This window comes from Pseudomonas acericola (SeqCode) (assembly GCF_053456465.1).
On sequence record NZ_JBRFJB010000005.1, the window covers coordinates 98,388 to 122,197 of the forward strand.

The 23,810-nt window shown below is 64.7% G+C and carries 11 protein-coding genes; 1 reads left to right on the plus strand and 10 read right to left on the minus strand.

The features are described from left to right. Positions 1-94: 94 nt before the first annotated feature. From ACU688_RS20000 to gspG, 9 genes are all read right to left on the minus strand, one after another. On the minus strand, positions 95-12,604 hold the full coding sequence (locus ACU688_RS20000) for a filamentous hemagglutinin family protein (RefSeq protein WP_448186087.1): 12,510 nt from the start codon (positions 12,602-12,604) through the stop codon (positions 95-97). Positions 12,605-12,789: 185 nt separating this feature from the next. Further along, positions 12,790-13,980 (minus strand): substrate-binding domain-containing protein, encoded by a 1,191-nt coding sequence (locus ACU688_RS20005; RefSeq protein WP_448186088.1) that lies wholly within the window; start codon positions 13,978-13,980, stop codon positions 12,790-12,792. A 460-nt stretch (positions 13,981-14,440) separates the two neighbouring features. Further along, a complete protein-coding gene (gspF, locus tag ACU688_RS20010) occupies positions 14,441-15,649 on the minus strand; it encodes a type II secretion system inner membrane protein GspF (protein ID WP_448186089.1) in 1,209 nt (402 codons plus the stop codon). After that, complete coding sequence (gene gspE / locus ACU688_RS20015) at positions 15,649-17,067, minus strand: type II secretion system ATPase GspE (protein ID WP_448186090.1); 1,419 nt, start codon at positions 17,065-17,067, stop codon at positions 15,649-15,651. The genes gspF and gspE overlap by 1 nt, the downstream gene beginning before the upstream one ends. A gap of 658 nt (positions 17,068-17,725) precedes the next feature. Further along, the gene (gene gspD / locus ACU688_RS20020) at positions 17,726-20,005 is read right to left on the minus strand and encodes a type II secretion system secretin GspD (RefSeq protein ID WP_448186091.1); all 2,280 of its coding nucleotides are present in this window, start codon (positions 20,003-20,005) and stop codon (positions 17,726-17,728) included. Then, entirely contained in the window at positions 20,002-20,505 is a 504-nt protein-coding gene (locus tag ACU688_RS20025; RefSeq protein ID WP_448186092.1) for a type II secretion system protein M, read from the minus strand. Before ACU688_RS20025 ends, gspD begins: the two co-directional genes overlap by 4 nt. Further along, positions 20,498-21,544, minus strand: coding sequence for a type II secretion system protein GspL (gspL, locus tag ACU688_RS20030; RefSeq protein WP_448186093.1), 1,047 nt, complete (start codon positions 21,542-21,544; stop codon positions 20,498-20,500). Before gspL ends, ACU688_RS20025 begins: the two co-directional genes overlap by 8 nt. Continuing rightward, entirely contained in the window at positions 21,541-22,410 is an 870-nt protein-coding gene (gspK, locus tag ACU688_RS20035) for a type II secretion system minor pseudopilin GspK (protein WP_448186094.1), read from the minus strand. Before gspK ends, gspL begins: the two co-directional genes overlap by 4 nt. An 8-nt stretch (positions 22,411-22,418) precedes the next feature. After that, positions 22,419-22,868, minus strand: a complete 450-nt coding sequence (gene gspG / locus ACU688_RS20040; RefSeq protein WP_448186095.1) for a type II secretion system major pseudopilin GspG — start codon at positions 22,866-22,868, stop codon at positions 22,419-22,421. Between the two features lie 148 nt (positions 22,869-23,016). On the opposite strand from gspG, the gene gspI reads away from it, so the two are divergent. After that, positions 23,017-23,382, plus strand: a complete 366-nt coding sequence (gene gspI / locus ACU688_RS20045; protein WP_305433631.1) for a type II secretion system minor pseudopilin GspI — start codon at positions 23,017-23,019, stop codon at positions 23,380-23,382. On the opposite strand, the gene ACU688_RS20050 is transcribed toward gspI, so the two are convergent. Then, positions 23,369-23,800 carry a type II secretion system protein N gene (locus ACU688_RS20050; RefSeq protein WP_448186096.1) on the minus strand — a complete coding sequence of 144 codons (432 nt, stop codon included), beginning with the start codon at positions 23,798-23,800 and terminating at the stop codon, positions 23,369-23,371. The genes gspI and ACU688_RS20050 overlap by 14 nt on opposite strands. Positions 23,801-23,810: the final 10 nt, after the last annotated feature.

The window sequence follows — 23,810 nt, forward strand, 5'->3', positions numbered from 1 at the left end:
CTCCCACATTTGGATCTGCATACATTCTCAAGCATCAAAAAAACGGGGCGATCAGTGATCGCCCCAAAGCTACATCGAGAGGTCCTTCAAAAATCTACAAACTGATCTGCTTACGCTCCTCATCCGTCAACCGCGCCCGCGCCTGTTCGCTCAGCGGCCCGGCGCCCAGCACCTGCACCGGGCTGTTGGGGTTGTAGCTGGAGCTCTTCTGCTCCGGCTCACGCGGCACCGGCTCCGTGCCAAAGCTCAGCACTTCCACGGTGACAATCGACGGCCGCCCCTGCTTCGCTGCCGCCTGCTGGTTGCGCGCCGCATCCTCTGCGGCCTGGGACGCCGCCGCCCCCGCCGCGCTGGCCGAGCTCATGGCGCCGGTGTTGACCGTGGCCGAGACCGGCACCCCGGACGACTTGCCTTGGGTCTGGATGTTCGCCGCGTTCACCACCCGCAGGGCGGCAATGTTGATGTTGCCCGACACGCGAATACCCGCCTCGCCCGCATCGATGGTGCCCAACGGCGCAATCAGGTCGATGTCCCCCGCCGGCACTTCCGGGATCGGGTTGAGCGTGGCGATCCCCGCGCCGGTACTCGGCACCGACGGCGACAGGCTCACGTTGCCCCAGTTGTCATAGACCCGCTTGGGCGGCGTGTACACCACAGTGGTCTTGGAACCGCGCCCGGCGTTGATGTCGCCCTCGGCGGTCCAGCCCATGATCGAGCCGCCAAAGGTAGTCATGATCCGGCTTTGCCCGAGCAGGATGCTGCCCATGGAGTACAGCTGGATATCCCCGGCGCCCTGGGTAATCACCCCGGCGGTGGACGGTGGTGCCGCGCCTTCGATGCCGAAGGTCTGGCCGCCGCCCGGGGTGAACATCTGGATCGAGCCGCCGGCATTGGTGTGTACGCCCGAGCCGTTGAACAAGGTGATATCGCCTTGATAGGTGATCGGGTTGCCGGCCACATCCTTGTCCGGGAACAGCGCGGCAATCGCGGTGCGGCCACGCAGGTAGCTGCCCTGGCGCACGCCGCCGTCCTCGTTGTACTCGCGGCCAGCGGCCTTGAGTTCGGCGAAGTACACGTCGCGGGCAAACACCCGTTGCTGCTCGGCAGGCAGCGCGGCGTAGTAGGCCCTGGCCTGCTCGCTGTCGCCAACAAAGCCGAAGCGCTCGGCCAGCCAGGTGACCAGTTCGTTTTCGTAGGTCTTGGCAACCTTGACGCCCTGCAACGACTCACCGGGTTGCGCCTGGTTGAGCGGGTTCAGGTAGGTCGCGACGAAGCGCTGGTAATCCGGCCCGTTGGCGCCGACACCGGCCTGCATGACGATGCTCGCACCAGGGCGGGTATCGCCCGGCAGGATCGCGCCGAGGCTGGTCACGCTGTGCTCGCCGCCGGCGCCAGTCAGCAGGATGTTGCGCCCGGCGGAAACTTCCAGCAGGCCGGGGCCGGCGACTTGGAAGTTGCTGAAGAGGATGTCGCGGCCGGCGGAGACGATGGAGATGTCGTTGGGGTTTTTGTGGATGAAGAGGTTGTCGGTTGGGACTAGGAGGTTACTTATGTCAGCGTTGCCAAACATACGACCACTGCTCACAACATCCCGTCCGGCCATCATCCGTACGGCGCCATTTCCCTCATACCAGGTCTCACCTCGATGGAGTGCAACTTGCGCTGTGCCAAACGTGATTGCCCTACCACTGCTTACCCCAACCAAATCACCATCTATTGCATAAAACCGCGCCGGTTCAACACTGGAAGTGGATGTCGCCGCTGTGGAGCCCGCCCCGAACACAAACAATGGCTGATTGCCCGAGTTACCACTGGCCGACAGGTTGCTGACCACCACGGCATTGCCGATTTTTCCCTGGTACGCAGGGTTCCAAGGGGTCGCCATCGCACTCTGCGCCGTCCCGGACTGGCTGACCGCCATACCACCAGCGTAGATCGAGTCCTGGGCGAGGAATTGCAACTGGCCATTCTGTCCTGGCGCCAACAGCAAAGGATAAGTGAAGTTGTTGTCACTGTTTTGCTGCGGCAAGGCCGCTTTACCGTAATACAGGCTCCCGCCAGCCGCCGTTGCCCGCAAAATTGACGGATAGACCACCGCCAGGTCGGCCGGCGTATCGGATCGAGTAAACGGCGTCAGGTTCCCACCCAAGGAGAACAGATCGATAGCCGTGTCCTTGGTCCACAACGTGAACCAACTGGAGCCGGTACCCAGGGTGGTGCCTTGTGCAAACGGCGAGGCATGGTTGATTGGCACTCGGCCCGGGTCTTCAACGTTCTGCACCACCAGATCGCCCAGGGTCTGCACATTGAACGTCGCGTCACCCGGCACCAGGGTCAGCCCACCACGCGCTACGCCACGGGTCGAGACCAGCGGGTCGAATGCACGCGTCTCGCCGGGGCTCTGTTCGGTGGACGTATTGCCGTACAGCAGATCGACGCGGCCCAGGGTGGCGCTGCGCAACTGCACGTCCCCGCGAAGGTTGACCAGCACGCCATCACGGTGGTCATCGGAGAGTGCAAGACTGGCAGGGTTCAAACTGCCGCCGATGCGCACCCGCAGATCGCCGCCGCCAGTCAATTGCAAGCTGCCGTCGCTGGCAACCTTGCCCGTACTGCCGACTGCCAGCACCAGGCCTTGGCTATGGGGGTTCATCGCCGTGTTGCTGAGGCCATAACCTAGCGTATTCAAGACCCCGGCGTTGCCATCAACATTAACCGTCAGATCGCCGCCGCCGAGGGTGCCAAATCCGGTGAAGCCAAGCATGGTATCGGCCCCCGAAGCTGTCACAGCGTAACTGCCGAAGTTGATCCACCAGGCGCTCGGCTGCGCCTGCCCTCCGGTCTCCACCGTATTGCTGCCCTGGCGCCACAGCCAGTTGCCGACGTTGGCCGAGTCGGTCCCGATATCCTTGGGATCGGGGCGCCCGACAGTGTTCAGAGTGGTGCTGGTGATATCACCGGTCAAATCGCCCCCGGCAGTGATCGTCAGATTACCCCCTGCCTCTGGATACCACGCCCGGTACAGGCTGGTGGGCGAGCCGTTGACGAATTGCTCGAACAGGCTGCCCGCGCTCAGCACAGTTTTCGCCACCCCCTGCTTCGCCTTGGGCTGGTTATACGGGTCGCCCTCGAACGTGCCCGACGAAGACGTGCCGGCGGTGTACACCCCATACAACGAGTCCATGCTCAGGTTGCCTGCACTCAACAAGTCCAGGTCGCCGGTGCCGGTGCGGATCACGCTGAAACGTGTGCTCGCCGGCGCGGCCGCATATTCCAGCGGGTTTTTGAGCTGGCAAAACATCATGCTGGCGGCGCACAACTGGTCCACGGTAAACCGGTTGAAGCGATACACCAGTTCGTCGGTCATCTCTGCACCCAGCGTTACCACGACCCCCGCCCTCGCGAAGCGATCGACGGAGTACTGGGTGAAGACATAAGCCCCCGTGGTCTTGCAGAACTGCGGGGACGCACCACAAAAATCATTGATCGAACCCTGGTTGAGGCCATCAAGTACCTGCTGATCGACAGGATCACCCACCTTGACGGTCACCCCTTTGCCCCCCAGATACGCGACCGCAGCCGCCGTCCAGACTTCCACGCCGCGCGGCGGCAATTGCTTGGCGAACATGCCGTAATGCGTATCCGCCAGATGCAGATCACCGCTGCGCGGATGCGCTTGCAGGATGCGACTGTCGGCAGCCTCGGTATCGGCGCCTGCAACCAGGCGCAACGACCACGACTGCGTGCCCTCGGCCAGCATCGGCGCGATCGCCCACAGCTGCCCGGACCCGCCAGCACGCAGTTGCACCGACCTCACGCCATCGGGCAATTTCACGTTGGTGCCGGCAGGAATCAGCGCGCCTTTGGGCAAGTCCTTGGTGCCATCGAGCAACACAAGGTTGTTGCTCAGGTTGGCCTGATGCACGCCTGGCAACGGCACGCCTTTCGGCCAGAGCATGCCCTGCAACACGGTGCCCTCGGTCAACAGCGTACCGGCGCCCAATTGCGTGCCCTCGGCCAATGTCTGCGCCTCGCTGAGCAAGGTGCCCGCGGCGAACAACAGATTGCCGCCCGCATCGCGCACGTCCGCCGCGACGACGCTGCCGGCCGGCAATACCAGCTCCTGGCCCAGCGTCGCCGTCACCGGCAGCCGGGTGTTGGCCGCGACCGTCAGGCCCTTGATCGGCAGGTCATAGTTCAGCGTAGTGCCCGCCGGGAACGCCGTGCCATCGGCCAGGGTCACGCCGTTGCCCGGTACCACCACTGTGCCGCCCCGGTAGTCGATACCCGGCAGCAACACCCAGCCTTTATCGTCCGCCGACGACGGTGGCGGCGCGAAGCCGTCGTTGATGCTGCCGTAGATATTCAGATCGCCACCGGCACGCAGGGTCAGGCTGCCGGATTCACCGGAACCGTAGACCGTGTCATCCTGCTGGCTATGGGGGTTGAGGCTGGCGTAGCGATAACGGGACAGGTCCAGGTCGCCCTGCACCACCAGGTCACCGTCCGCCGTCTTGCTGACGATTTCCACGCCGGGGCGCACATGGAAAGCCTCGGCGTAGGTGGCGTTGTTCAGCCCGGCGAGTTTGTTTTGCAGCAAATTGGTGTTCTGCAATGCGGCCTTGATGAAGTCGTTGCTCAGCACGTGCTTGCCATCCAGGTAGCCCTGGGTGATCTCCTGATACGGCTTGCCGCTGGCGGTGGCGTCGGTTTTTTCCGGGGCATCGTCGTAGGTGGCCATGCCATTGAGGCTGATGGAACGCGCGCCCTGGATCGTCACGCGGCCGCTGGCGTCGATGGCGATGTCATTGCTGCCGAGGCGTGGCGCGTTGAGTTCCAGGGTGCCGCGATTGCGCCCGTCGTTGCCGGCCGCGCCGTCGGTGCCGTGGCGCAGGTCGATACGGGCGCCGCTAGCGAGGGTCAGTTGGCCGTCGCCAGAGCCCAGCGCCACCATGGCGCGGTTGGGCGAGTCGATGATCTTGCCGTAGCTGTCCACCCGCAGCTTGCTGCCGTGGGCGTCGAGTACCGCCGTGCCGTCAAGGGTCAGGCCGTGCTTGCCGGCCAGGGTAATGCTACCGACGCGTTCACCGCTGGCGTCCACCAGGCCGTTGACGCGCAGGCGGCCGTTGTCGAGGGACACGCTGATGTTGCCGGCCTTGAGGCCGTTGCCGATGGTCAAGTCGCCCTGCTTGAGCTGGAAGCTGCGGCCACCATAGACCGCGCCCTGATTGAGGCGCCCGTTGAGGTCGGCAAACTGCTGGTCGAGGGAACCGCTGCCGCCCAGGTGCTGGGCCTGGAGTTCCACGGTCGCGGCCTCGTAGGGCATCGACGTGCCACCGGCGGCGTAATAACCGCTGCTGCTACCCAGGATCTTGCCTTGCAGATCGACGATCCCGGCCGCCGCGTCGGTTGCCACCGCGCGCAATTTACCGGCCTGGTTGTGCTGGGCCGACAGGTCGATGGTCGAACCGGCGGCCTGGCGGATATTGCCGTTGCGGCTGTCGAGCAACACGTCGCCGCCCCAGCCGTATTGGGTCACATCGTTGAAGGCGATGGGGCGCCCGGCCACGTCGATCAGGGCGTCATCGGTCAACACCACATCGCCACGGGCACTGAGGCTGACCTTGCCGCTGGGCAACACCACCGCCCCGGCCACGCGAATGCTGTCGCCTTGCAAGGCCAGCTCGGCACCCTGGCCGCTGGCCGTGCCACGGGAACCTGCGGAGGCGCCGATATCAATCGCGCCACCGGCGGTAATGCGGTTCACCGAGCCGGAAACACCGGTCATCAGCGGTGTGCGAATGGTCAGGTTGCCGCCGCTGTACTGGAAGCCGGTGACCGGGTCATAGGCGCCCTGGCTCTGGTACACCTTCAGGCTGCCCTTGTGGTTGGCGGTGACGCGCTCGCTGGCGTTGAGATTGACGTTGGCAAACCCGAGGGCCAGGCGGTCGAAACTTTTCACATTGCTTGGCTGGCCGAAGTCGCCATAGCCAAACTCGATGCGCTCGGCGTTGATGTCCAGGCGCCCGCTGCCGGTGCCCGCGCCGCCTGTCACCACGGTGCCAGGGGCGTTGGTGGCGCCCAGCCAGATCAGGTTGGCGGTGTGGATCGTCGCCACATCGTTGGCGCCGCCGGCGCCATACATCGCCGGGGTGGACAGCATCAGGTTGCTCAGCAGCGACTTGCCGGTAAGCGGGTCGTAGGTGTCGAGGCTGGTGCTGCCGTAGAAGTTGAAGCTGTCGCGGGCGGACAGTTGCAGGGTTTCCAGAGCGGGTGCGCCGAATTGCGTGTCGCCGCGCAGCAGGCGGTCGAGCAGCGCTTGGGTCAGGGTCAGGCCGGCCGGCACGCGGTTACCCGCTGCGGCCAGGGCTTCGGCGCTGCCCAGGTTGATCGCGCTGACACCGAGGTTGAGGTGACGGGTGCCGTAGCGCACCGAGTCGCCCAGTTGGAACGTGCCGTTGGTCAAGGCGACAATGCTGCCATCGGAATACAGACCGGTCCCGCCACTGCAGGCGCCGCTGTCGCAGGCACCGACGTTGATCCCCTGGCTGATCCCGTTTTGCGAAGATCCACTGACCACATTGAGCAGCCCGTTGGACACGGCCAGCATGTTCAGCACCTGGTAGATAAACCCGTCACGCGCGTCGTAACTGGCCTTGCCACGCCCGAGGGTGTTGATCGAGGCGCCCTGCTCGACCACGATGGCGCCAGTATCACTGACCAGGAACACTTCCGGCGCGGCAAGGGTGGCGCCCTCGCGCAAAATGACTGTGCTGTTGGCGCCATTGGCGCCGGATGCCAGGCTGATAAAGTTGCCGGACTGGCCGTACTCCACCACGGTCATCCCGCCCACCACCAGGCGTGAGGCGCCCAAGGCATTGAGGGTGTCGGCCTTGAGGGTGATGCCGGCGTAGTCTGCCGTGGCGGCCTTGCCGGCGCCGATCACTTCAATGCCCTGCCAAGTTGGGTCCGTCACGGCCACCGTACCGCCGTACCCGCCTGAAGCAGGATCAAACCGCCCTACGCCCTCGAACGAAAAGCCATCGGCCCCCGCACCGGGGCGCAGCGCAAGCTTCAAGGTCTTGGCGTCGGCTTCCAGCATCGGTCGCGGCACACCTAGCCGCGCGGCGTCGGCCCTGGCGAACTGGGCATAACTGGTTTCGTTGTATTGGGAATAACGGCGCAGGGTATCGGCGGATGTCAGGATCAACTGGCTGGCGATGCTGTTGCTGATCCCGGTATTGGCAATCGACAGGTGCCCGGAAGTGGCCCACGAGCCATTGCGCATCAAGGTGGTCGCCGCGTCGCTGCCAAGCCCGGCGAGGCCATTGACCTCCACGCGAAAGGCCCCCGGCAGCAGCGCGTAGGTGGAGGGCATCAGGGTGTAGGTGCCCGCCGGCAACCCCGGCACGCCGGCGCCGATCGTGACCTGCTGGCCGACCATTGGCGCTGAAGCGCCGCCTTCCGGCGCCACGGGCGCGGCACCCGGCTGGATCCCCGGCACAATCGCGTAGATCGGGTTGGTGGCCAGGCCCGGCAGCACAAACCCGCCGTTGGCGCCGAACTGCACCAGCGGGTTGAAGCGCGCATCGGTAGAGCCGCCACGGCCAGAAATAAAACCAGCCCCGAGCAATTCACCACCGCCGGAAAGATCCAGCGTGGCCTGCGGCTGCACGGCCACTGTAGTACCGCCGAGAATCACCCCGACGCTCAGATCGCTCATCGCCGTGGCCACGCCACCCTGGCCGATAAACGTGACCTTTTGCCCGTTATAGCGGTACTCCTGGCCGTCCAGCGTGCCGCCATACGGCAGCACCAGGCCCTTGCCACTCACCGAGGTGAGACTGCCCGGCAACAGTTGCACCAGGCTGCTGCCCATGCTGCCGATGTCGATCAGGCCCAATGGCGCACGCACCACACCGCCCTGGTTAACCGTCGCCGAGCCCAGTTGCAGGCGGCCGAAGGCCGAATACGGCATGGCGGCGTCGGCGGTGCCGGTACGGCCGATGGTCAGCCTACGCAACGGGTCGAACTGGATCGAGTTGAGCCCCTCTTCCCCCAGGTAGCCGGCAATCACCCGCGCACTGGCCTGGGTGCCCGGATACAACTGGGCCGCACGCAGGGTCATGTCGCCCTGGGTCAGCAATTGGGTACTGATACCCGGCCCGATTTCGTTCTCATTCGGCCCGGCGAGGAAGCGCAGGTCGCCCTGGCTGGTCAGGTTCACCTGATCAAAACCGCGACGCTCGATGTCCAACAAGCTCCAGTCCGCCTGGTTCAGGCTGCCCTTGAGGCCAAACAACACACTGCCGCGCACATCGATCAGGTTGCCACTGGCATTGAACTGCGCGGCTGTCTCCTGAAACGACGGCTTGGGCAGCTCGATAATCGGGCGAATGTACTGGTCCTTGCCGGGCGTGTTGATGCCGCTAAGCAATAGATACGGCGCCGACAGGTTGACCCGCGAATCGCCGGCAGCATTTTCACTGAGGGCAAACGCCGAACCGAACAGTCGCAAGCTCTGCCCCATCGCCAGTGCAACGTCGCCGTCAAAGCCCATGATGCCGTTGCTCATCAGCGCCAGGTTATCAAAGCCACCCGCGCTGACTTGATCCACCCCCAGGCGCCCATGGCCGTATTCCAGGCCTGCGGCAGCATCCTCTGGCGTGCCCGCCAGGTCGTGACGCTGATGGGTCTGGCTGATCAGCAATTCACGGCCCTTGAGCACCTGATCGACGGCGGTGAACCGCTCGTAGTTCGGGCTTTCCAGCGCCACGGCCAGGCTGCCGCCCGCCGCACCAGCGCCGCCCGCCCGGGCGACAAAACTGCCGTCCAGGTACAGGCCGTTATTCGACGCCAGGCTGATGCTGCCGCCATTACTGGCCTGCTGCACCAGGCCCTGCCCGGCAATGTTCAATGGCGCTTGGGTGCCGGAAGCGTCGAGGCGCGCGCCTTCGCGCACCACCACAAACAAATCACTGGCGGTGGCAATGCCCGTCGCCAGGTCGAGGGTGCCGCCGATATTGATGGTGCCGCCGTCGCGGACCACGCCATAGGCGCGGCCACGGTTGTCCAGCGCGGTCGCGGCCCGCGCTGCGGCATCGATCAGCGCGTGTTCGCCGACCCAGATCGAGCGGCCATGGCCGAGGGAGTTCACCGCATCGGACGCGGCGGCGCGCAGCCCTCCCAGGGTGATGCTGCCGCCCCAGGCATTCAGCGTGCCGTCCATGTTCAGTTGGCCGACGCTGCGCAGGTTGATGGCCTGGCCCGGGTCAACATTGATCACCGCGCCTTGGCCCACCGTCAGCACGGTGCTTGCCATTTGCTCGGCGGTGGAGTTGTTCTCGCCGGCGTTCAAGCTCAGGGTTGCACCGCGACGCTGGGTCAGTACGCCCTTGATCGCGTCTTCCTGGTAGAGCGCCGGGGTCCAGCGTTCCAATACGATGGATGGATCGCTGCCGGTGGCGGCAGACAACGCCTGCTCACCCGCGCGCAGTACCGGGGCGCTGACATCGACCTGCGTGCCGTCGGTGACCAGCAAACCTTCGTTGCCCGTGATGTCGTAGGCCGAAAAGCCCTTGTTGAAGAAGTCACCCGCCAGTTTCAGGGTGTCGGCATCCGCCGCCACGGCGCTGTCGCCGATCTGCACCTTGCGCGTCTGCAACGCCAGGGTGCCCCCGCCGTTGACGCCGTAGCCACGCAGCTCGCCGTCCAGGCCCAGGGCGCCGAGTGCGCTCAAGGTCACGTTGCCGCCCTTGCCGCCCGCCAGCTTGCCGTCCACACCCAGCGTGGCGCCGGAAGACGCATCCACCACGCTACCGGCCGCCAGGCTCATGTCTCCGGTGCCGCGCAGCGAGACCTTGCCGCCGTTCACATAGGCCACGCCGGTGTTGTCGGAAGCGTCCAGCAGCAGGTTGTTCCAGCGCCCGCTGACGTCCAGCTTGACCCCTTCCGCCACCGTCAGGCTGCCGTCGCCCGGCAGGATCGTATCCGCCACCGCGCCGTCCTTGAGCGGATCGACCTGGCTGAGAATGTTCCCGGCATGAATGCTGCCGCCGTGGGCCGTGAGGTTGGCGTTGACCGCCACCCCCGGCGCGAACAGGGTGATGGTGCCGCCGTCGGCGACGTTGAGCGCACCGTTGACGCTGACTTGCTGGTTGGCTGCAACCTTGACCGCGCCCAACTGGAAGCCGTTGAGCTGTTCGCTGTCGAGCACAACCTGGCCCTGACGCTCGGTTGGCAGTTCCGTGGTGAGATCGAGGCCGTCGGCGATTTTCTGCGTGTTGCTGTCGATCAACACCTGCTCGGCTGTCGCGCCCAACGCATAACGCAAGGTGCCCGTGGTCTTGTTATAGATCGGCACGTACTGGCCAATGATCAACTGCGCGCGCTGGGCCATCGCGTTCTGCGACTGCTGGTAGCCGTCGAGGTTGATCGCCGGCGCCTGCATCTGCCGCTCGCCCTGGAACACATCACTGACCACCTGCCCTTCGAGCACCGCGCTGGTGGTGCCGACCACCAGCTTGCCGGCATCGCGGCCCACGGTATAACCGGCCTCGTTGCGTCCCTGCGGCGCGATCAGCGGGTTGTAGTAATACTCGGTCTGGCCCCAGCGCACGCTGGTGTCTTCATAACCCTTGTAGATCCCGGAATAGAGAATGTCCCCCGGCGCCCGCGACAGTTCATACAGGCGGCGATCCGGGCCTTTGAGCCAGGTTTGCCGGATGTAGCCGTCCTGCACATCCACGGTACCGCCCGACAGGTTGATCTGCGCGCCCTGCTGGGTCACCACATCCTTGCCGGTAAAGGTCACGGTGCCGCCCTGGGCCATCCACTCACCCACCGAGTGGCCCTGGGTGCCGAGGTAGCCGCCAACTTCCAGCAAGCCGCCCGCCGTGTACCAGCGGTCCGTGGCATAGCCGTTGGTGCCCGCCGCGACAAACACCAGCTCGCGCAGGTCCACCCACACGTCGTTGTTGATCAGTTGCCCGTTGTCGCGGTTGACCGCCGCATCGCGCTGTTCGTTGCCCTGCACGTTGATCTTGATGTTGTTGGCTTCCATCGCCACCTTGACGCCGACCGCCCCCGACACGTCGATGATCGCGCCATCGCGCACCAGGCTGCGTTGGCCGGCGCTGACCGCGACCTGGCCGCCGGTGGCCAGGGTGATCGAGCCTTTCTGGAAGTCCACGGTGCCGCCGCTGACGATCTCGATGCGCGACTGGTCGGTGCGGTCGGCCACGGCGCTGAGGTGGTCGAACTGGCCGTCGATCAGGTTGGCCGGCTTGCCGTCGAGCAGGGTCAGGCCGTTGTTTTTCTGGGTATTCAGCGCGGTGCTGCCGCTGGCATCCAAGAGGATTGCGGTGGTGCTACCGGCGCCGAGGGTCACGCTGCCAGCGCTGTCGCTGGCCGAGTTGAGCAAGTGAATCGTGCCGCGTGTGTCCACCGAGGTGCTGGCCAGCGCCACGCCGTTTTGCTGGACCTGGTGACCGGTCAGGGTGATGTCGCCGGTGGAGGCCATGATCAGGCCGCTGTTGCTGACCTTGCCCGCCACGCTCTCGAAATTGAGGGCTGTGGCGACTTCATTGCCACGGGTGGTGGAGCGTTCGTTGCCCGCCGTGCCGACGCCTTTGCGGATGTAGAAGCTGTCACCGGCCGCCAGGGTGGTCTGGCCCTTGGCGGTGATGATCGTGCCGGCGTTTTCCACCTCGGTGCCGAGCAGCAAGGCATAGCCGCCTGCGTCGGTGGAGGTGGCGGCGTTGTGGGTCTGGATCAGCGCACCGCGCTGCACCTCGACCTTGCCGGCCGCGTCGGTGAAGGTCGGCTGGGTGCCGGTGGTATCGACGTAGAGGCCGCGCTGGGTGAACTGCTCATCGGTGATGCTCGCCGCCGCCGCCACCAGGTTGCGCACATTGACCTGGCTGGTGCCGCCGAAGACCACGCCGTTGGCGTTGATGATCATCACCGTGCCCGCGCCCTTGATCTGGCCCTGGATCTCGCTCGGCCGCGCATTCGGGTCATTGACGCGGTTCAGCGCGGCCCAGTTGGACTGCTGCTGGAAGTCCACGGTGGTGTTGCGCCCGACGTTGAAGGTCTCCCAGTTGAGGATCGCCTTGTCGGCGGTCTGCTCGATGCTCACCGTGGTCTTGCCGCCCGCCTGGGACTGGGTCGGCGCCTTGGCGTTGATCCAGCCCTGGGTCAGGCTGTTGTCCACCTGCAAACCGCCCTTGCCCAGGCCATCGGGAATAGTCGACACCTGCCCCAACGCCGCCTGCCGCCCCGCCGCCTGCGCCGCCTGCTGGGCCGCAATCGCCGCGACGCTGGTGTTCAGCGTGCTGATGGACCGCGCCAAGCGCTGGTTGACCTGCGCCTGCTGGCTCAGCGTCGGCATGCCCGGCACCTGCCCCGCGCTCAAACGCGCAGCGGTGGTGGCGCGCGTCGCGCCTTTTTCGGCAAACCACGCAGCACTGAACGCCTGGGCGGCATGGGCATTGCCCGCCACCATCAACAAGGCAATGGCCTGGGCCAGCGGCTTGAGGCGCAACACGGTCTGGGCACGCGGGCCCTGGGCATTCAGCTTGAGCGTGGGTTTGCAGCGGACCATCGGGAATCTTCCTTCTTTGTTAGCGCCCCGGGGCAAGACAGGCGCACGTATGAGGGTTAGGCGGTTGGCGAGGGGCGCGACTGAACTTCTGTCATGCAAAGTTCATATACGGCTGCTAACGCAAAAAAAATCAGCAACGGCACAGGCCGTTGCTGATCAGTGTTGCGGGTCGTTGAAAGCAGGGGTTACAGCGGACGACCGATGCCGTTGCAGACGCTGGTGTTGCCGATGCCTTGGGCGTTGGAAACGGTCGCGAAGGTGTCGGTTACCGCTTGTTTCCAGTTAGCTGGCAGCGGTACGAAGCGGTTGTCGTTGATGGCGGTGTCGTTGTTGATGGCTGCATCGTAGTGACGCAGGAAGAAGTCTTGCACTTGGGTAGTCTGGGCAGCGTTGGCGTAGCACTGGCTGAAGATCAGGTTAGTGAAGCCCAGGATCGGGTAGCCGGTGGATGGGTAAGCGAAGGTGGCCGAACCGCTCGCAGTGGCTGCGAATACTGGAACCCAGTTGTCCTGGTTGGTGGCGTCGATGAACGTACCGTTAGGACGGGCTTGAGTTGGAGCAAGGATCTGACCGATAGCGGCCGATACGTTGCCAGGAGCAGGCGAAACACCGGCAACCTTAGCGACTTTTTTCGCATCGTCCAGACCGGCCAGCGTGGTCGCGGCGTAATCCGGGCTCATGTAGGTGATACCACCGTCGGTGTTGCTCAACGCAGTCATTGTGGCTTGGCTGCCGGAAGCGGCAACAGCACCCGTCGGAACGCTGTTGGCCACATTGCCGTAGCTCGACGAGAAGGTGGTGGTGATAGCGAAAGCCTTGGCTTCGGTGCACTTGGCGTTAAGGAAGCGGGTGAAGAGTTCAGTGGTACCGCTGGCATCGCTGCGGTAAACCACTTTGATTGCGCCGGTACGACCGGAGCCTGTGATCTGGTTCCAGTTGGTCAGGCGACCCGAGAACACGCCGCACAGTTGGTTAACGCTCAGGTTAACGTCGTTGGCGCCGGCCTTGTTGAACGGAATGGCAACCGAAGTGGCCACCGACGGCACCTGGATCAATTTGCCCCAGCCCGCTTGCTTGTTGTTTTTGTAAGCCAGCAGTTCGGCATCCGTCAGCTTGGAATCGCTACCCGCCCAGTGCACGTTCTTGTTGGTCGTACCGGCCACAAACTTGGTGTAGTCGTTGTTCAGGAAAGCAGCCTTGCCGTTGCCGCTGCCAACGCCGATGTAAGGGGCGAAGCCGGCAGTCAGTACGCCGGCAGTCTGGTACAGCGGCTGTGGCAGAGTGGCGCCGCCGCCGTTTACGTCTGCGAATGCAGCCTGTGCCGAGCACAGGGCAGCGAGGGTCATGGATACCGCGAGAACGTTGCGCTTAAACATGAAGAAGCTCCTTTCGTCGTGTTTGTACGTTTGGGGTAGATGGCTCTTGCATGACGCCATGGCTTCGGTCCCAAGCCGTCTTGCGGGGGTGGCCAGGGGTGAAAACCATGGGAGAGAAAGTCGCAGTTTCCGATGACGGTTATGGGAAAAAACCTCGGGAGGAAACGCTTGATTTTTAAAAAGATTCTCGGGTGTTTTGGTCATGCTTTTGAGCGGTTTGGGGGTAGGTGACAGCGAGGTTTCAGTGGGTGGGGCTGGAGGCCGTATAGAGCTTGGGATGTGACGGAATGAGGAACCCGAGGTTGAACGGGAGCGCAGGAAATTTACTGAAAACACACAGTACCCATGTGGGAGCTGGCTTGCCTGCGATAGCGGTGGGTCAGTCAATGAATTTGTATCTGGTCCACCGCTATCGCAGGCAAGCCAGCTCCCACAGTTGATTTGTGTTCACACAGCAGGATCAGGTGACGAGTTGGTTGATTTCGATGATGGGCAGCAATACGGCCATGACGATGACGAGCACGACCGCGCCCATCACCACGATCATCAGCGGCTCCAGCAACGCGGTCATGCCCATGGCCCTTCGCTCAATATCGCGGGACAACGTCTGCGCCGCGCGCTCCAGCATCGGCGGCAGCGCGCCGGTTTTTTCGCCGCTGGCGATCAGGTGGATCAGCACCGGTGGGAATACCTTCTCCACCGCCAGCGCCGGGGCCAGGTTGACGCCTTCGCGGACTTTGGCCGTGGCGTCACTGACGCACTGATCAAGGCGGTCGTTGGATAGGGTTTGCCGCGCCGCTTCCAGCGCACGCAACAGCGGCACACCGGCGCCGCCGAGGATCGCCAGGGTCGAGGCGAAGCGTGCGGTGTTGAGGCCCAGCACAAAGCGCCCGATCAGCGGCAGGCGCAACACGCGGCTATGCCAATTCAGGCGCGCCACGGGGTTGCGCAGATACAGGCGCCAACTCCAGAACCCGCCAACGATTCCGGCAAAACACAGCCAGCCCCAGGCGCGGATGAAGTCGCTGGCGTTGAGCATCGCCAGGGTCAGCCCCGGCAAGTCCTGGCGCGCCTGGGAGAACGCGCTGACCACCTGCGGCACGACGTAGCTCAACAGGAAAATCACAATACCGATGGACACCAGCCCCACCACCCCGGGGTAGATAAACGCGGTGAGGATCTTGCCGCGCAGGTTGTTGCGTTCCTCGATGTAGTCGGCGAGGCGTTCCATCACCTGGGCCAGGTCGCCGGACTCCTCCCCCGCCGCGATCAGCGCGCGGTAGATCGACGGAAAGTCCCGTGGCCGCGCCGCCAACGCCTCCGCCAGGCGCATGCCACCACGCACATCGGCGCGCACGGCGGCCAGGGTCTGGGCGATGTGTTTTTTCTCGGCCTGCTCCACCGTCGCGCTCAGCGCCGCTTCCAACGGCAGGCTGGCGCCCAGCAGGCTGGCCAATTGGCGCGTGGCCCAGGCCAAATCGTTGTCCGAGAGCTTGGGGGTGAACAAGCTACTGCTGGCGACCGATGGGTTGCCTTCGAGCTGCACCAGCAACGCGGTCAAACCGCGTCCGCGCAGGTTGGCAAATGCCGCGCTCTGGCTGTCGGCCTCCACATGCCCGGACTCGACCTTGCCGCTGGCATCGGCGGCTTCAAAACGATAGCGATTCATCAGGCGTCCCGTGTCACACGCAGGATTTCTTCGGGTGCGGTGGCGCCGCTGCGCACCCAGCGTTCGCCGTCTTCACGCATGCTGAACATGCCGGCGCGGCGGGCGGCCAGGCGCAGGTCCTGCTCGCCGGCGCCCTGGTGGATCAGGCTGCGCACGTCGTCATCGACGCTGAACAATTCGTGAATCCCCGTACGGCCGCTGTAGCCGATCTGGTTGCAGTGCGCACAGCCGACCGGGCGCCAGGTGCCGGGCGCGGCCGGGTCTTCCTGCTTGCAATGCGGGCACAGCCGGCGCACCAGGCGCTGGGCTAACACGCCCAACAACGACGACGCCAGCAGGAAGGGTTCGACGCCCATGTCGATCAAGCGGTTGACCGCCGACACCGCATCGTTGGTGTGCAGGGTCGCCAATACCAAGTGACCGGTGAGCGAGGCCTGCACGGCGATTTGCGCGGTCTCCAGGTCGCGGATCTCGCCGATCATGATGATGTCCGGGTCCTGGCGCAGGATCGCGCGCAGGGCGAGGCCGAAGGTCATGTCGATCTTGGCGTTGACCTGGATCTGGCTGATGCCCGGCAAGTCGTATTCCACCGGGTCTTCGACGGTGAGGATATTGCTGGTGCTCGCGTCCAGTCGTGCCAGGGCGGCGTAGAGGCTGGTGGTCTTGCCGCTGCCGGTGGGCCCGGTGACCAGCACGATGCCGTGGGGCTGGCGGATCAGGGTGTCGAGGCGGGCCAACAGCTGCGGCTCCATGCCCAGGGTTTCCAGTTGCAAGCGCCCGGCTTGTTTGTCCAGCAGGCGCATGACGACGCGTTCGCCGTGGCCGGTGGGCACCGTGGACACCCGAATGTCGATGGGCCGCCCGGCCACGCGCAGGGCGATGCGACCGTCCTGGGGCAGGCGTTTTTCGGCGATATCGAGTTGGGCCATGATCTTGATCCGCGAGACCAGCGCGCCGTGCAGGGCCTTGCGTGGGGACACGACGTCGCGCAGGGTGCCGTCGACGCGGTAGCGCACCACGGAGTGGGTTTCGTAGGGTTCGATGTGGATGTCGCTGGCTTCGTCGCGGGCGGCTTGGGTGAGCAACGCGTTGATCATGCGGATCACGGGGGCGCCGTCCTGGGTGTCGAGCAGGTCGGTGACTTCGGGCATGTCTTGCATGAGGCGGTCGAGGTCGACCTCGTTTTCGGCGGCGCCCACGACGGCGGCGGCGCTGCCGGTGTCGGCGTAGGCGCTGGTGAGGAGGCCGTCGAGTTCGTCGTCGCGGACTTGTTCGATGGGGGATTGGCCGAATTGGCGGTGGACTTCGCTGATGGACCAGCCGGGGGTTGAGGGGCACACCGTTAGCAGCATGCCTTCGGCGTTGTTGTGCAGGAGGATGCGTTGGGATTTGGCCCAGGCGTAGGGGAGTAGGCTCATTGGAGTACATATCCGTTTTTTTGGTCACGGCGACTATTGGTTCCGCCCTTACGGCGGCTCACTTTTGAAGAGCGCAAAAGTAAGCAAAACGCTCTTGCCCCAACACTCGGTGCCTCGCCTAGGCTCGGCATGCCCGTAATCCATGTCGAATTCCGGCCAGCGTGTTTAACGGGGCGCCTAAGATCAAAAGCAAAGCGAGGCGGCCTAGTAGCCGACCTGATCGGTGAAGCCGACGCGTTCCCCTGTGGGAGCTGGCTTGCCTGCGATGGCATCAACTGGGTGTGCCTGATGTACCGAGTCGCCTGCATCGCAGGCAAGCCAGCTCCCACAGGGTGGTGTACACCAGACCGGCATTTGATCTGCTTTTGATCTGCTTTTGATCTTGATCTCCGTCGCCCCGTAAAACCACGCTGGCCGAACTCAGGCTTGAATCCGTGGGTAACCCGGCAGGACGCCGGGTTAGCAGTCCTGGGCCAGGGATGGCCCATGACGGCGGCCCACGGATTCAAGCCTTCGTTCGGGCACACCGAGCCTAAGCGAGGTGCCGAGTGGTGGGGCGAAGGCCTTTTGCTTACTTTTGGGCCTTTCCAAAAGTGAGCCGCTGTAAGAGCGGAACCATAAGCGGCCGTTACCGAAGAAACGGATATGTACCCGACAATCACTGCGGCACCGCCCGAATCACAGCCCGCGGCGCCCCAGGAATCGCCTTATCCACCGAGGGCAACTGCGGCGCCTGCACATCCGGCATCGCCCAACTATGCTCCGGCTGCACCCCCCCTTGCGCCCGCCGCATAAACTCATACCGATTCAACGTAATACTGCGCCCCGCCCCACTGTCCCGAATGATGTAGGGCCGCAAAAACACCATCAAATTCGTCTTCGTCACACTGCGCTTCTCATTACGAAACAACGCCCCCAACCCCGGAATATCCGACAACCACGGCACAGCATCATTGCTCTGGCTATACCCATCCTGCAGCAACCCACCCAGCACCATGATCTGCCCGTCATCCAACAGAATGCTGGTATCAATCGCCCGCTTATTGGTCACCGTCCCCGCATCCACCGAAGCCCGCGTGTCCACGCTGCTGACCTCCTGATAGATATCCAGCTTCACCGTGCCGCCCTCGGAAATCTGCGGCCGCACATTCAGCTTCAGCCCCACTTCCTCACGCTGCACCGTCTGGAACGGGTTGTTGCTGGTCCCCCCGCCCCCGGTCACATAGCTGCCCGTGACAAACGGAATCGTCTGCCCGACAAAAATGCTCGCCGCTTCGTTGTCCAGGGTCAGCAGGTTCGGCGTCGACAGCACGTTGGTGCCGCCCTTGCTCTTCAACGCGCGGGCCAACACCTTGAGATCCAGCACCTTGCCAATCCCCGGAATATCCACGGTGCCATTGACCAACCCGATGTTCAGCCCCTTGGGCAACACATCGATGCTGGTCTTGCTGGTAGGCGTCGCATTCACGCCACTGCCGCCTAGGTTGACGCCGCCAAAACCACCCTTGCCCCCGAGGTTGCCCGCCTGCCATTGCACACCAAACTCAGTGGCATCGTCCTCGCCGACTTCGACGATCAGGCTTTCAATCACCACCTGCGCGCGGCGTTGGTCGAGCATGTCGATCACTTCGCGCAGGTTGCGGTACAACGGGTCCGGCGCGGAGATCAGCAAGGTGTTGGTGGTCGCGTCGGCCTGGATGGTCACGCCGCCGGCACTGAAGGCGGTGTCCTGGTCCTTGCTGGTAGTGGCGCCGGTGCTTTGTTTGTCCTGGCCGTAACTCGATTGCACACCGCTGCCGGTGGGCGTGCCGCTGCTGTTTTGCGCGGAGGTGCCTTGGGTGTTCTGGCCTGTGCCGCCCATGGCACTGAGCTTGCCCCGCGCCTCGTCGCTGACCCCGGACTCACTCTCGCCGGTCAACAAGCCACGCAGCGACTGCGCCAGCTTGCCCGCCTGTGCGTTGCGCAGGTACACCACGTGCATATTGCTCGGGTTGCTCTGGGCGTTGTCGAGTTTGTAGATCAGGTTGCGCGCCAGCTCCGTACGCTCGGGGCTGCCGGAGCGGATGATGATCGAGTTGGAACGGGGGTCGCCGACCACGTTGATCTTCTGGGTCTGGTCGGCGCCTTGGGTGTCGAGCAGCTCGGCGACCATCGCCGCGATGTCGACGGCGATGCCGTTCTGCACCTTGACCACATCAGTGTCGATGGCGCTGGGGGTGTCGATGCCGCTGATGATCTGCGCCACGCGGGCGAGGTTTTCCGCGTAGTCGGTGATGACGATGCTGTTGTTGCCGGGGTAGGCGTTGATCGGGTTATTCGGCGACACGATGGGGCGCAGCACCGGGATCAGGTTCACCGCGTTTTCGTATTGCAGGCGGAAGGTGCGGGTCTGCATGCCGCTGCTGCCAGCGCTGTAGATCGGCCCGCCGAGCAGCTTGGCGTCGGCTTCGGGCACTACTTGGGCGACGCCGCCCACGTCCACCACGCTAAAGCCCTGCATGCGCAGCGCCGCCAGCAGCATGTCGTAGGCCTGGTGCGCCGGCACCTGGCCTTCGCTGACCAGGGTCAGGTTGCCTTTTACCCGTGGGTCCACGAGGAACTGTTGGCCCGTGGCGCGGGACAAGGCGCGCACCACCGCCTGGATATCCGCATCGACAAAGTTCAGCTGCACCGGCTGGTCACCCAGTGGGTTGCGCGCCTTGATCGCGGCCGGGGCGTGGCCACGGGCGCTATTGGTGATCGGGTGTTGCACGGCCGGCTTGGGCGCGAGTTCGCGTTGGCGGTCCAGCGGGCTGTCGCTGCTGCGGCGGGTGTCGGCCAGGGGTTGGCCGAGTTCGCTGTCCACCAGCAACGGCTTGGCCGCCTGGTTGCTGCACGCACTGAGGGCCAGCAATAGCAACGGCGCGGCCATACGAAACGGGGGAACTGACCACTTCATGAAGCTTCCTTAGCGCCAAGCGCCTGATCCATGCGAACGGTCCCGGACACAGTGCCGGCCGAGTTATCGACGGCATCCCCGGCACGTTGCAAACGCGCCTCGGACACCTCCAGGGAAAACGAACGGGGATTGCCCAGCAGCCAGTCCACCACCGCGTCGGCCGGGGCGTTGTCGAAGGTCAGGTGCCAGCCGCCCGGGGCCTGCGCCTGCAATTGGTAATGGCCTTGCAGGCCGGCGCTGTCGAGGGCCTGGCGCAATGAAGCCTCATCGGCCTGACGCGGCGCGGCGACGCCTTGCAACAGCACCTGCAAGGCTTCAGCCTGGGCGCGCAACTTGGGGGTTTCGGCTTGCCAGTAATCAATTTTTTTCAACGCGGGCTGGATCAGGATCAGCCAGGTCAGCAGGCCCGCCAGCAGCACGCCGACGCCGGACAGCATGCGTTTTTCACGCAGGGCCAGGCCGTTCCAGAACACGCGCAATTGTCGCGTCCACTTATTCATCACTGGCTCCCGTCGCTGCCGGGCCAATGCTCCAGCCGTGCTCGTCGCGTGTCGCGGCAAAACCGGCCTGGGCCAGCGCAGCCTGCCAGTCGGCCTGGGCCGTCGGGTTGCGGCTGTCGCTGAGCAATTGCAGGTGCAGGCGCCCTTGTTCAAAGGTCAGGCGCTCGACGCTGGCGACCATAAACGGCAGGTTGCTGCCCGCCAGTTGCAACAGGCTGCTGAAGCGCTGGCCGGGGTCGGCGGCGGCACCGGTCTGGCGCGCGGCCAATTGTTGGCGGGCCTGCTGCAAGGGGTTGAGCACCACCGGCAATTCGGGGAATGCCTGGCGCACCTGCTGGCTCATCAGGGCCTTGAGGCGCTGACCTTCATCTACTTGGCGTGCGGCGTAGAGGTTGAGGCCCAGGGTCCACACGGCCGTGGCCAGCGCGACACAGGCCAGCGCCCTGCCCCAGCCGCCGCTGGCTGCTTGGCTGAAGCGCGCATGCAACCCCCAGGCGGGTGCTGCGCCCGTCCAACGCTGCGCGGCGTCCACCAGCGGCATATCCAGCCCTTGCTGGCCCAGCGGATGCACGGCGCCTTGGTGCAGGCTGTCGCGGGTCAACAGATAGCCGTCATCCAGGGCGGCAGCACCCACTGGCAAGGCGTAAGGCGCCGGATACAGGCCACGCAACTTGAGCGGCACCAGGGCCAGCCGTTCCAGCCCGGCCTTGGGCACCCAGGCCACTTGCACGCGGCCTTCGCTGTCGCGCGGGCCGTGGCCCACGTGCATCTGTTCCAGCGGGCCGAGGATCAACGCTTGCGCGGCGCAGGCCACGGCGGCGGCGGTTTTTGCAGCGGGCAGTGGCGGCAGTTCAAGGCTGGTGAGCAGGCTGTCGCGTGGGTGCAGGAAACACTCCGCTGCCTGCCGGTGTTTGCTCAATTGGAGCAGGCTTTCATGGCCTTCGGCGACGATCACGCCACGCTCCAGCCAAGCGAATTTGACCTGGCTTTCGGCAGTCAATTGATCCAGCGGCGGCAAGCCAATGCGCAAGCGTTTCATACGCCCACCCGCGACCAGATCACCTGCGGCTGGCGCTCTTGCGGGCGGTGCAGCAAGGCGTCGATGGTCACCCGCCGCTGCTCACGCCGGGCCTGGCCCTGCACGCGAAACCACTCGCTGGTAATGCCCACCTGCACCGACTCCACCGCCACCTGGGGCAAATGCAGACGGTTGACGAAATCCCCACGGTTGATAAACCACTGGCCGCTGTCACGCTCCGCCACCAAGCCTTGGGCCTGGGACAGACTGAGTTGCGGTACTACCGCGCTGAGCACTTCGGCGCTGGCGGTGTTGCCGTTGACCCAGCTCGGCCCGGGCAGCACGCTGATATAGGTTTGCAGGCGGCGCAGCAGCACGGGGTCAAGGCCTTCGATGGCGCTCAACTCGTCCACGCTGCGCAGCATCGGGTACTTGGCCGGCACTTCATAAGAGCCGATCACCCGTTGGCTGATGCGCCGGCTCACCGCCGGATCGACCCCCAACGTACGGCACAGGCGCTCGAAGCTTTGCAGTTGCTCGGCATCCGGCAACTGGCGGTTGACCAGGTTGCGCAGGTTGAACTTGCCCTGTTCGTCCTCGATGCGCCCTTCAAACGCACCCCGTTGGGCATAGGCCCAGGGCTGGTCGAGGCGCGTCAGCACGTCCTTCTGGCGTGCCTCCCACAACATCTGCCGGCTGCGCTCAAGGCTGCCCTGCAACAGCCACTGGCCCTGCACGCGTAATTGCTCGGCTTCGAGGCTGCGGGTGAACACGGTCTGGCGCGTGAGCATGCCACCGGCGATCACCGCGACCACGGCCGCGATCAGCAACGCGCTGATGATCGCCATGCCGCGCTGCTTCGCCGCTGGGGGCGAATGCCGTTTCATGGCGCGCCTTACAACTGCCAGGAGCCGATATCGGCATTCACGCCGTCGCCATCCGGCTGGCCATCGGCGCCGAGGGAGAACACATCGACCTCACCGTTGGCGCCCGGGTTGAGGTAGTGATAAGGGTGGCCCCACGGGTCATTGGGCAGGCGATCGAGGTAGGCGCGCCAGCTGCTGTTTTTTGCATCAGCCGGGCGTTCCACCAGCACTTTCAAACCCTGGGTCATGTTCGGATAGGAGCCGTGGTCGAGGCGATAGAGTTTCAGCGCCTGCATCAACCCGCCGATGTCCTGCTTGGCGGCCGTGGCGCGTGCCTGGTCCGGGCGGTCCAGCACCTTGGGCACGACCATTGCCGCGAGAATCCCGAGGATGACCACCACCACCATGATCTCGATCAAGGTGAAGCCACGCTGGCCGCGAGGGCTGAGCAAGGGGGTTGTTAGGCGCGCGATATCCATCTCGACATTCCTTGGCTGGGGTGCATTTCGTGGCGCAGTGTTGCAAGAACACATGTCAGTCGTATTGAAAATCCTCGGGAGTTTCGGTCGCCAATCGGTCAACTCGCGGCGCTAGTCTGCGGGCCTGTTTCCCGCCTTTGAGAGCGCCATGGTCGGCCGTCGCAACGCGCAAGGTTTTACCCTGATTGAAGTGCTGGTGGCGCTGGCGATCATCGCCGTGGCCATGGCCGCCGCCGTGCGCGTGGCCGGGCTGATGACCCAGAGCAATGGCTTGCTGCGGGATAAATCCATGGCGTTGCTGGCGGCGCAGAGTCGCCTGGCGGAACTGCGCCTGGAAGGCCACCTGCGTGGCGGCATAAAGACGTTCGACTGCGACCAGGGCCGTTTGAAACTGCGCTGCGAGCAGACCATCAACGCCGATGGCCGCCTGTTTCAAGTGACGTTGCGGGTACTCGACGCCAGCCGCGAAGCGCCGCCCCTGGCGCGGCTGGACACCCAGGTCATGGCCGAGTGAGGCGTGGCAACGCGGGGCCATCCGGCAGCTTGTCGAGGTTGACGCGGACCTTTTCGCCGCCGCGCTCAAGCTCCACGGCGCTGCCTTCAATCGCCGTCAGGCGCACGCCGGGGCTGAGGCGTTCACCCACAAGGAAACTGCGCGGCGGGCCATCGTTGAGGCTGAGGATCGCCACCGCACCACGCGCGCCGGCCAGCACGCCGGTGACCTTGACTTGCAGAGCGCTCGGCGCATTCGCAAACCACTGCAACGCCGGGTTTTCACTGCGGGCCGCCAACGCCTGGGGCGAGGCCTGGGGCGTGTGGGATTCGGCGGATGTGAGCAGCAGCGGCGTCCAGATCACCCCGCCAGCCAAGGCCGCGAGCAAGGCCAGCGCCTGCACGCCGTGGGCGGGTGAAACACGAAGGGCGAATGCCATGGGGTGGACC

Coding starts and splice junctions, on each gene's coding strand:
- gspF (WP_448186089.1), bottom strand. CDS start 15,649: ATGAATCGCTATCGTTTTGAAGCCGCCGATGCCAGCGGCAAGGTCGAG.
- ACU688_RS20005 (WP_448186088.1), bottom strand. CDS start 13,980: ATGTTTAAGCGCAACGTTCTCGCGGTATCCATGACCCTCGCTGCCCTG.
- gspG (WP_448186095.1), bottom strand. CDS start 22,868: ATGGATATCGCGCGCCTAACAACCCCCTTGCTCAGCCCTCGCGGCCAG.
- gspK (WP_448186094.1), bottom strand. CDS start 22,410: ATGAAACGGCATTCGCCCCCAGCGGCGAAGCAGCGCGGCATGGCGATC.
- ACU688_RS20000 (WP_448186087.1), bottom strand. CDS start 12,604: ATGGTCCGCTGCAAACCCACGCTCAAGCTGAATGCCCAGGGCCCGCGT.
- gspE (WP_448186090.1), bottom strand. CDS start 17,067: ATGAGCCTACTCCCCTACGCCTGGGCCAAATCCCAACGCATCCTCCTG.
- gspL (WP_448186093.1), bottom strand. CDS start 21,544: ATGAAACGCTTGCGCATTGGCTTGCCGCCGCTGGATCAATTGACTGCC.
- ACU688_RS20025 (WP_448186092.1), bottom strand. CDS start 20,505: ATGAATAAGTGGACGCGACAATTGCGCGTGTTCTGGAACGGCCTGGCC.
- gspD (WP_448186091.1), bottom strand. CDS start 20,005: ATGAAGTGGTCAGTTCCCCCGTTTCGTATGGCCGCGCCGTTGCTATTG.
- gspI (WP_305433631.1), top strand. CDS start 23,017: ATGGTCGGCCGTCGCAACGCGCAAGGTTTTACCCTGATTGAAGTGCTG.
- ACU688_RS20050 (WP_448186096.1), bottom strand. CDS start 23,800: ATGGCATTCGCCCTTCGTGTTTCACCCGCCCACGGCGTGCAGGCGCTG.